The sequence below is a fragment of the Lutibacter sp. genome (genome assembly GCF_040883305.1).
Taxonomy (GTDB): Bacteria; Bacteroidota; Bacteroidia; order Flavobacteriales; family Flavobacteriaceae; genus Lutibacter.
The window spans coordinates 1-10,594 of the sequence record NZ_JBFLKT010000006.1; the positions used below are offsets into that span (position 1 = coordinate 1).

Annotated in this window: 8 protein-coding genes; 6 read left to right on the forward strand and 2 right to left on the reverse strand. The window is 29.7% G+C overall.

Annotation, left to right across the window (positions count from 1 at the left end; genetic code table 11):
- The coding region (locus tag AB1Z17_RS00095; RefSeq protein WP_368049756.1) for a molybdopterin dinucleotide binding domain-containing protein at positions 1–1,035 on the forward strand (1,035 nt) is incomplete at its 5' end.
- A gap of 88 nt (positions 1,036–1,123) precedes the next feature.
- Here AB1Z17_RS00095 and AB1Z17_RS00100 read toward each other — a convergent pair.
- Positions 1,124–1,906: an alpha/beta fold hydrolase gene (locus AB1Z17_RS00100; RefSeq protein ID WP_368049757.1), complete on the reverse strand. Its 783-nt coding sequence runs from the start codon at positions 1,904–1,906 to the stop codon at positions 1,124–1,126.
- Between the two features lie 19 nt (positions 1,907–1,925).
- Positions 1,926–2,582: a hypothetical protein gene (locus AB1Z17_RS00105; RefSeq protein ID WP_368049758.1), complete on the reverse strand. Its 657-nt coding sequence runs from the start codon at positions 2,580–2,582 to the stop codon at positions 1,926–1,928.
- Between the two features lie 102 nt (positions 2,583–2,684).
- Between AB1Z17_RS00105 and AB1Z17_RS00110 the strand changes: the two genes are divergently transcribed.
- From AB1Z17_RS00110 to AB1Z17_RS00130, 5 genes are all read left to right on the forward strand, one after another.
- Complete coding sequence (locus AB1Z17_RS00110; RefSeq protein WP_368049759.1) at positions 2,685–4,007, forward strand: aspartate kinase; 1,323 nt, start codon at positions 2,685–2,687, stop codon at positions 4,005–4,007.
- A 139-nt stretch (positions 4,008–4,146) separates the two neighbouring features.
- Positions 4,147–4,866: a hypothetical protein gene (locus AB1Z17_RS00115; protein ID WP_368049760.1), complete on the forward strand. Its 720-nt coding sequence runs from the start codon at positions 4,147–4,149 to the stop codon at positions 4,864–4,866.
- A gap of 10 nt (positions 4,867–4,876) precedes the next feature.
- Complete coding sequence (locus AB1Z17_RS00120; protein WP_368049761.1) at positions 4,877–7,633, forward strand: carboxypeptidase-like regulatory domain-containing protein; 2,757 nt, start codon at positions 4,877–4,879, stop codon at positions 7,631–7,633.
- Positions 7,634–7,646: 13 nt separating this feature from the next.
- The gene (locus AB1Z17_RS00125; protein ID WP_368049762.1) at positions 7,647–8,858 is read left to right on the forward strand and encodes a DUF4249 domain-containing protein; all 1,212 of its coding nucleotides are present in this window, start codon (positions 7,647–7,649) and stop codon (positions 8,856–8,858) included.
- Between the two features lie 18 nt (positions 8,859–8,876).
- The coding region (locus tag AB1Z17_RS00130; protein WP_368049763.1) for a hypothetical protein at positions 8,877–10,594 on the forward strand (1,718 nt) is incomplete at its 3' end.

Consider the following 10,594-nt stretch of genomic DNA (forward strand, 5'->3'; position numbering starts at 1 on the left):
AAAGCAGATGGATTTACTGGGCAATTTGCAGCCTTAGAATACATGAAAAAATATGGTGCCTTTGAAATTGAAAAAGGAGAGTCCTATAAAGTAAATGAAAATGAACTTTCAGCTGAACAATTAAAAGGTTCAATTACAGATCCAAAAACAGATGTAATTTCTAAAGATGGAAAAGCTATTGGAGTTATGGTGAATGGAAAAGCTTGTGTAGGTTTTCCAACCCCATCACGTAAAAATGAATTTTATTCACAAACCATGGTCGATTGGAAATGGCCAGAATACGCTACTCCAAAATATATTAAAAGTCATATTCATAATGATAATTTAGACAAATCGAAAGGAGAATATGTATTAGTGCCAACATTTAGGTTGCCAACGTTAATTCATTCACGTTCTGGAAATGCTAAATGGTTGGTAGAAATTTCCAATAGAAATCCGATTTGGATGCACCCTGATGATGCTGCTAAATGGAATTTTAAAACAGGAGATCTGGTAAAAATGAATACTGATATTGGATATTTTATTGATAAAGTTTGGGTAACACAAAGCATGAAACCAGGCGTTGTAGCGTGTTCTCATCATATTGGACGTTGGCGCAGACCTCAAGATAAAATTGGAAACCGTTGGGCAACCAATACTGTAAACATTGAAGGTGATGGAAAAGGTGCTTGGAAAATGAATACTATTTCAGGAATTAAACCTTTTGAATCGGATGATAAAGATTCAAAAAGAATTTTCTGGAAAGACGGCGGGGTACATCAAAATATAACACACGCAGTTCATCCAGATCCTATAAGTGGAATGCATTGCTGGCATCAACGTGTGCGAATTGAAAAACCAAAAAAAGGTGAGAAATATGGTGATATTTTTGTAGACACAAATAAATCTCACGAAATATACAAAGAATGGATGGCGATGACGCGTCCTGCGCCTGGACCAAACGGAGAGCGCAGACCTTTATGGTTTAACAGAGCATTCACTCCAGATAAATCACCTGGAGGTTGCTATTATATTCCGAAAGAAGAAAAAGGATAAAATTGCAATAAAACGAAATTAATTATACTATGAACTAGTAAGGTTTAAAATCTCAGATTAAAACTAAATCTGAGATTTTTTTATTAAATTACTTACAATGTTTTGCAAAAGAAATTAAAGAAGTAATCAAAGCATTTCTATTTTCTATGTGACTCATATGTCCATCTGAAAATTCAATAACTTGTACGTTTGTATTTTTAGTTTGCGCAATTAAAGAATTGTAATCTAACGCAGGGTCTTGTTTTCCAATTATCATTAAAATAGGGAAATCTGCATTTTTATATATTGAAGTGTTGTTTTTTCTAATCTTCATTCCTTCTAATGCAGCAATAATTCCTTGAGGAGACATTCTTAAAGCTTCATTAGTTATAGATTTTATTTCTGAAGTAAAAACAGCTCTATTCCCTTCTGAAAAAAGCATTGGAATTGCAATTCTAACAAAAGTTTTATGGTTTTGTTTTACAGCAACAATAGCTCTATCTCTATTAATCTTCTTTTCTTCAGAATCGGGTAATGCGGTTGAATTCATTAAACATAAACCCTTTATATTTTTTGGAACTATTTTGCTTATTTCTAATGCAATATAACCTCCCATACTATGACCAACTACTATATATTTTCTTAAGCGAAGATGTTTTAAAACTGCAACAACCATTTCTGCTTGTTCTTGCATCGTATTAATATAACCGCGATTGTCGGTTGCTCCATGGCCTAATAAATCAATACAAACCAACCGGTATTTTTTTGAAAGTTTTTCAGAAATTAAATCCCACATAGAGCTATTTTCTAAAAAGCCATGCAGTAAAACTATTGTGCTGCCTGTCCCTTTGGAGGTGAAATGTACCGATGTGTTTTTATAAGAAAAGGTCATTCTAAATAGTGCTGAAGAACTAATTTTTTAATCCTTTTACGGCTGAAAAAGCCTTGTCAACAACATCATCTTCAACTAAAATGGAAAACTCGTTGGTCGTAGAAACAACTTCGTATAAAGCAATCCCTTCCCAAGCCAATCGTTTAAAAAATTGGTAATACAATCCTGCAATTTTGGTATTTTCTTTTGGTAGGCCAATGGTAATTGCAGATAAGTGATCTTTTACCTCAGTACAGGTTTCATTTTTATAAAATTCTTCAATTTTATCTTTTAACGCTGTGGTAATTAGAACATTACTTTCGTGTACACCACGTGTAAATGTGTAAAATATATGCGGATCATCTTTAATAATTTCCAATGTTTTTAAATGACTGTTAATTAAAGAACTAGAGTTTTTAAATGTATAATCAGACAAATCTGAACGTACCGTAATATCTCCTAAATTTTGAAGCACTTTATTTAACTTAATTTTATTTGCCATTTCTTTTGGCGGACTATATCTGCGTAATGCCATCATAATAGCACCAGATTTTACAGGTTTACGTAACATTTTAGAAATAGGCTCTCTTAATTCTTCAGCTAAAGCACTGTAATTTAGAATGTTTCTGGTTAAAGCATCTTCTAAAAAAGGTTGCGAAACTAGAATTTCTTCTACGCAGGTTGCAATGGTTCTCATATTGTTAAATAGTTAACAGTTTGTGCAAAATTAGTGTATTGTTTTTAAAGATACACAAAAAGTTGAAAATGATTTTACATTTGCAGTATTAAAATAGAAAAAATGAAAGTTTTAAAATTTGGAGGAACCTCAGTAGGTTCTATTGAAAATATAAAAAGTGTAAAAGAAATAATTAACGACGGTGATAAAAAAATTGTTGTTTTATCTGCAATGTCGGGTACTACTAATGCTTTGGTAGAGATTTCTGAAGACATTAAAAATGGAGGAATAGAAATTGCTTTTCAACATATCGAAAATTTGGCTGGAAAATATGAAGTTGTTATAGATGAATTGTTTGAAGTTTCAGAATTAAAGCAAGCCGTTAGTAATTATATTGATCAGGTTTTTGATTATTTGAGAAAGTTAACTTTAGAAAAGCATTCAGAATTTTTGTACAATAAAATTGTATCACAAGGCGAGTTAATGTCAACTTTTATGTTTACAAAATATTTAAATCAAGAGGGTATAAATGCACGTTTATTACCAGCATTGGATTTTATGCGAATCGACAAATCTAATGAACCGGATGATTTTTATATAAAGCAAAATTTACAACGTATTATTGATGAAGCTTTACCTGCAGATATTTATATAACCCAAGGATTTATTTGTTTAGATGCTTTTGGAAACATAGCAAATTTACAACGTGGCGGAAGTGATTATACCGCAACAATTATTGGAGCAGTTGTAGAAGCAGATGAGGTTCAAATATGGACGGATATTGATGGAATGCATAATAACGACCCAAGAATTGTAGATAATACACACGCCATTTCTAACTTATCTTTTGATGAAGCTGCGGAGTTAGCATATTTTGGAGCAAAAATATTGCATCCGCAAACAGTAATGCCAGCGCGCGAAGCAAATATACCGGTGCGTTTAAAAAGTACAATAGAACCTGCATCTTATGGCACCTTAATTTCGCAAGATACAGATGGTGGAGGAATAAAAGCAATTGCTGCAAAAGACAATATTACCGCTATTAAAATTAAATCGGCACGCATGCTTTTGGCGCATGGTTTCTTAAAAAAAGTGTTTGAAATATTTGAAAAATACGAAACATCAATTGATATGATTACCACTTCAGAAATTGCGGTTTCGTTAACTATTGATAATGACTCAAATTTAAATGCTATTGTTGAAGAATTAAAAAAATTCTCCATAGTAGAAGTGGATAAAAACCAGAGTATTATTTGTTTGGTTGGAAATGAGGTTGTTAAACATCACGAAACACATAGATTGTTTCAAGTATTACAAGATATATCTGTAAGAATGATTTCTTATGGTGGCAGTAATAATAATATTTCACTTTTAGTAAATACAAACGATAAAAATTTGGCACTAAAATACTTAAATAAATACGTTTTCGATTTTGCTACGGCATAAATTTCTATGAATTGATTATTTATTGGTTAACAAAAAAACTCGAATCTTTAGATTCGAGTTTTTCATTTTTTTTAACATTTTAATTCAAAAGTAAGCATATTTTTTAGTTAACTTCGAATGCTCAATTTTAAATAAAAATATGAAGAAAATAGGTAAGCAAATTATTGTATTTTTTTTCTTTACATTAAGTTCTAATGCGTTTTACGGTCAAACTTATTCTAATCAAAAAACTTATTATAAATGGTTTGATGGTGTTGTTGGTGTTGGAAATACTGACATTTACAATGGAATTCAATATAAAAGAGATTATAATACCATAAACAAAAATCATGAGTATTTTTTGAGTTCCGACTTTATAAATGGAACTGTTGTTTACAGTAACCAACCTTATTTTGATGTTGCTTTAAAATACGACATTTATAATGATGATATCATCGCTCAATTACCCAGTTTTAACTCTTACAATACAATACTTTTAATTCAACAAAAAGTAAAAAGCTTTTCAATAAACGATCATAATTTTGTAAAACTTTCCACAGTAAATGGTATTGGCTTTTATGAAATTTTATTTGAAGGTTTAGAAATAAATATTTATAAAAAGTATGAAAAAACCCTAAAAAAACTTTTAGATAAAGATTTTGTGTACGATGTTTTTAAAGGGAAAGAAACCTACTTACTTTATTACAACAATAAATATTATCAAATAAAATCAAAAAGTAGTGTTTTAAAGGTGTTACCAAAACATAAAAAAAATATTAACATATTTTACAAAAACAATAAAGATTTGAAAAAAACCAATTATGATCTGTTTTTATCTGAACTTTCAAATTATTTAAGTGATAAAATATCTAGTAATTAAGCTACAAATCATGAAAAAAATTATCCTATTAGTAGCTTGTTTTTGTTTTCATTTTACAAATGCTCAAATTAAAGAAGATCCAAGAGTAACGCTTAGTTTTCAAAATTCAAGCAAAATTGATGTTATAAATCTGTTAGAAAAAGAGACTGGTTTTCAGTTCTATTTTATTAAAGATTGGATAGATGCTAAACCAATTTCTGGAAATTATTCTAACACTTTATTGAGTACTGTTTTAAACACAATTTTTAAGGATACGTTCATTAATTTTTATATAAGTAATGACAACAAAGTTATTTTAACTCAAAATAATTTAATTTACGATTCTTTACCCGATTCTTTTTATAAAAAGAAAGAAGAAATATTAACCGAGTCTAAAGAAGTTGAACCTGTTTTTTATGAAGATAATGTTGTTGGTAAAGCAAAAACTTTTGAAACTATTAGAATAGGAAAGGAAACAAAAAATAATTCAAAAAAATTCTATACACTTTCTGGATACGTTAAAAATACTTTTACAAATGAACCAATTCCAAATTTAGCCTTACTTGTTATTGGTAAGAATATAAATGCGGTAACGGATATTGATGGTTTTTATACTTTAAAATTACCGCCTGGTATAAATTATATTGAAACTAAATCATTAGGAATAGAAGCTGCTAATAAAAAAGTTATTATTTATAGCGATGGTACCTTAAATTTTGATTTAAAAGAAACTTCAGAAACCCTTAAAGAAGTTGTTGTTGAAGCCAGTAGAGATAGAAATATTAAAGAAGTTATTTCAGGAGTAACACAAATTAAAGTTCAAGAAATTAAAAATATTCCGTTGGTTTTAGGTGAACGAGATATTTTAAAAGTTGCCACAACATTACCAGGGATTAAAAAAGCTGGTGAAGGTTCATCGGGTTATAATGTTAGAGGAGGTAAGGAAGATCAAAATTTAATATTATTAGACAATGCGGTTTTATACAATCCGTCTCACTTTTTCGGAATTTTCTCAGCATTAAATCCATTTACTTCGGGTGATGTGAATATTTATAAAGGTAGTTTACCATCAGAATTTGGAGGTAGATTATCATCTGTTTTTGATATAAATACAAAAGATGCATCTACAGAAAAATTTGCAGGAGAAGCATCAATTGGACCAGTTACCAGTAATTTAACACTAGAAATACCAGTTGTTAAAAACGAATCTTCCTTATTAATTGGAGGAAGAGGAACCTATTCCGATTGGATATTAAAATCTTTAGATGATGCTTCAATAAAAGATAGTAAAGCTTCATTTTTTGATTTGGTAGGGAAGTACAAACATAAATTAAATGATAATAATACTTTAGAGGCCTCTGGGTATTATAGTAATGATGAGTTTAGTATCACCTCAGATTCATTATATAGTTATAATAATAGATTACTTTCTCTAAGATGGAATAGGAATTTTAACAATAAAAATAATGGAAGTTTAATTTTGGCAAATAGTGAGTATAAATTCAATATTAAATATGATGGAGCTATTGACACAGATTTTAAATTAGGCTATAAAATAAATGAAACAGAGTTAAAACTTAAAATGAAATATTTACATAGCGATACGCATAAATTTGATTATGGTATTTCAAGTAAATTATATACTGTTAATCCTGGAACTATTAAACCAATTGGAACTGAATCTATTATAGAAGCGTCAAATATTGCAAAAGAAACCGCTCTGGAATCTGCTATTTTTATTGCTGATACTTATAAAGTAGATAAAAAGTTACTATTTAATTTAGGATTACGCTATTCGTTTTACGCCTCATTGGGTGAAGCTTCCCAAAGAAAATATCAAAAGGGTTTACCAAAAAATGAAGGTTCAGTCATAGATACTTTAAATTTTAATAAGAACGAAGTTATTGAAACTTATGGAGGCCCAGAAATGAGATTGTCTGCACGTTATTTTTTAACACCAAGCCTTTCGGTTAAAGGAAGTTTTAATAGCACGTATCAATATATTCACACACTGTCGAATAATACAACGGTTTCACCTACAGATACTTGGAAACTTTCGGATTTAAATATAAAACCGCAACAGGCAAATCAAGTTACCTTGGGGTTTTATAAAAATTTCGAAGATTCGTTTTACGAGCTTAGTTTAGAAGGTTATTACAAAAAGACTAAAAACACCTTAGATTATAAAGTTGGTGCAGATTTATTACTCAACAATTATATAGAAACAGAAGTTTTACAAGGAGATGGGAAAGCTTATGGAGTTGAATTTTTAATAAAAAAAACGAAAGGAAATTTAAACGGCTGGTTAGGTTATAGTTATGCGCGTTCTATGGTGAAATTGGATAGTGATTTTTCTGAAGAACGAGTTAATAATGGGAAATACTTTCCTTCTAATTACGACAAGCCACACGATGTTAGTTTGGTTACAAATTATAAACTAACCAAGCGTTATAGTTTTTCAGCAAACTTCACCTATCAAACAGGTAGACCAGTTACCTATCCAATTGGAAAGTACGTTTATAATGGAGAAGAACGTGTTTTATATAGCGATAGAAATAAATTTAGAATTCCAGATTATTATAGATTTGATATTGGGTTTAATATTGAAGGAAATCATAGAATTAAAAAGTTTGCTCATAGTTTTTGGAATATTTCGGTATACAATGTTTTAGGGAGAAACAATCCTTATTCCGTTTATTTTGTAACCGATAAAGGTGAAATAAAGGCCTACCAAAGCTCCATTTTTTCAATACCAGTTCCAACCATAACCTATAATTTCAAATTTTAGAATGCAATTAATTATGAAAAATATAAAATTTCTATCTTTTTTTTGGTTCTCAGTTGCGCTTATTTTAACCATTGGTTGTGTAGAACAAATTGATTTAAAAACAATCTCTTTTGAAGATGCGTTAGTTGTTGAGGGTACAATTACAAATGAAAGTAAAATTCATCAAATAAAATTAAGCAGAACTTTTAAACTTGAAGAAAGTATGCCTAGAACTGAAAGTAATGCAATTGTTGAGGTTATAGATGACCTACAAAACACCTATGGTTTTCAAGAAGAAAGACCAGGAGTTTACCTTTCTGAGACTGAATTTAAAGCTATACCAACCAGGCAATATCAATTAAAAATAACAACATCAAACGGAAGGTCTTATACTTCCCATTCAACCGAAATAACGCCTGAAGCACAAATAAATGACGTAATTGCTGTTAAGGAATTTGACAGTAACGGAACCGAAGGTATTTCAATTCAGGTAAGCAGCTTTAATAGTAATGGAAACGCACGCTATTATCGGTATGAATTTGAAGAAACCTATAAAATAATTCCACCGTATTGGTCGCCTTATGACGCAGTTGTCATCTCTGATGTAGCACCTTTTGAAGTCGATTTTGTGCCTAGATCCAAAGAAGAAAAAGTATGTTATAACACCATTAATTCTGAAGGAATAATTCAAACAGAAACAAATAATTTAGTAGAAGATAGAGTGTCGAAATTTCCTGTTAGGTTTATTTCAAAAGAGGATTTTATAATTAGAAATAGATACAGTATTTTGGTAAAACAATATGTGCAATCAATAGAGGCCTATACGTTTTACAATATTTTAAATAATTTATCGGGTTCAGAGAGTTTATTTTCTCAAAATCAACCAGGGTTTTTTAGCGGTAATTTATTTTCAAATGAGAACAGTGAAGAAAAAGTAATTGGTTTTTTTGAAGTAGCTTCCGTTTCAACCAAAAGAATATTTGTTAACCCAAGAGAAATTATAGAAACAACACCATCTTACATTTCTAAATGTAACTTAATAGCTCCAGAACTTGTAAATGCAAGTGGTAATTCTCCTTTAATTGAAGCTATAAAAGAAGGAACCTTAAAGTTTTTTCAGGTAAATGGTGGTGAAAATAGTCCTGTAATCCCAATTCCTGGAGGACCTTATCAAATGGCTCCATTGCCTTGTAGTGATTGTACAGTGTTAGGAACTAATGTAATGCCAGATTTTTGGGTTGAATAATTAAAGAGCAATATAGCAATGAAAAAATACTTCTTTTTACTATTAATAATTATTAGTCAATATTATTCAGTTGTTGCACAAATAGTAGTGCAAAATAATAACGAAACGCTGTTTAATAATATTCATCAAGAAAAAATATTTGTTCATTTTAACAGTTCATTTTTGCTAACAGGAGAGACCTTTTATTATAAATTGTATTGTTTAAATAGTTCAGATAATACGTTAAGTGGTTTGAGCAAAATTGCTTATGTGGCATTAATTGATAATGAATTAAACGAAGTATTTAAACAAAAAGTGACATTAGAGTCTGGTTTAGGTCAGGGAGATTTTTTTATACCAACTTCTATTAAATCAGGAAATTATAAGATTGTAGCCTACACGCAATGGATGCGAAATGCAGGAAATACAGCTATTTTTAGTGAGGATATTTCTATAGTGAATCCATTTAACGAAAATCAGAATGCGATCCTTTCAAAAGCAATAGATACTTTAAATTTAGATGTTTCCAATAATTTACCAGCAACTATTGATCCTTCAAAAACATTAAAAAGCAATTTTATTGAGCTCAATTTACCTCAAAGTTCATTTAAAAATAGGGAAAAAGTAATCTTACAATTTGAGAGTATAAAAGAAATGGAATCTTTTGGTAGTTATTCCATTTCGGTTAGAAAAGTTACACCATTTAGAACTCATGAGAACTTAAATACTATTGCATATTCTAAAATTGAGGCGAATTATAACAGTGCTACAAATTTAAAAAATAAAGCTTTTTTTTTACCGGAATTAAGAGGTGAGCTAATTTCTGGAATCGTTGTCGAAAAAGACACAAATCTGCCAGCTGAAGACGTAAAAGTGAGTTTGTCTATTGCCGGAAAGGATAAAGTATTTAAAATGGCGACAACAAATAATTTGGGGCAATTTTACTTCAATCTTTCAGAAAAATATAAACAATCGGTTGCTATTATCCAATTACTTAACAGTAATGAAAAGTATAGTATTAATATAATAACAGAAACTCCTTTAGACTATTCTCATTTAAAATTTAGCGATTACAAAATTACGAAAGCTTCTAATAAGTATATTTTACAACAAAGTATTAACAATCAAATTGAAAATGCTTATGGGACGGTTAAAGCTTCAGAGACCGTGCATTCTTCTGTTGAAAATTCATTCTATAATTCAAAAGAAATATCATTTAATTTAGATGATTTTACCCGTTTTCCAACAGTGAAAGAAACCATTGTTGAAATTGTGGATGTTGTAACCGTAAAACAACGTAAAGGCAATTCTTTTATAGAAGTTATTTGGGCCAATAGAACCTACGATTCTGGTTTATTACCATTGGTGATTTTTGATGGAATTATAATTCAAGATCACAATGAAATTATAAATTACAATGCCAATAAAATTCAAACAATAAATGTTGTTAGAGAAAAATATTTATACGGCACACAATTGTTTGAAGGAATTATTTCATTTAGTTCTATAAATGGAGATTTTTCTAAACAATCAACAAATAGTGCAAGTGTAAATTTGGAGTTGTTAAAACCATTAGAAAAAAAAATATACTTTAAACAAGTTTACGGTGGTAGTGCCAATTTAAAACGAATTCCTGATTTTAGGACTCAATTATTGTGGTTACCAAACGTTGAAATAAATTCTAAGACGTGTGAATTCAATTTTTTTACTTCAGATGTTAAAGGAACCTTTGAAATTTCTGTAGAAGGTTTTACCAA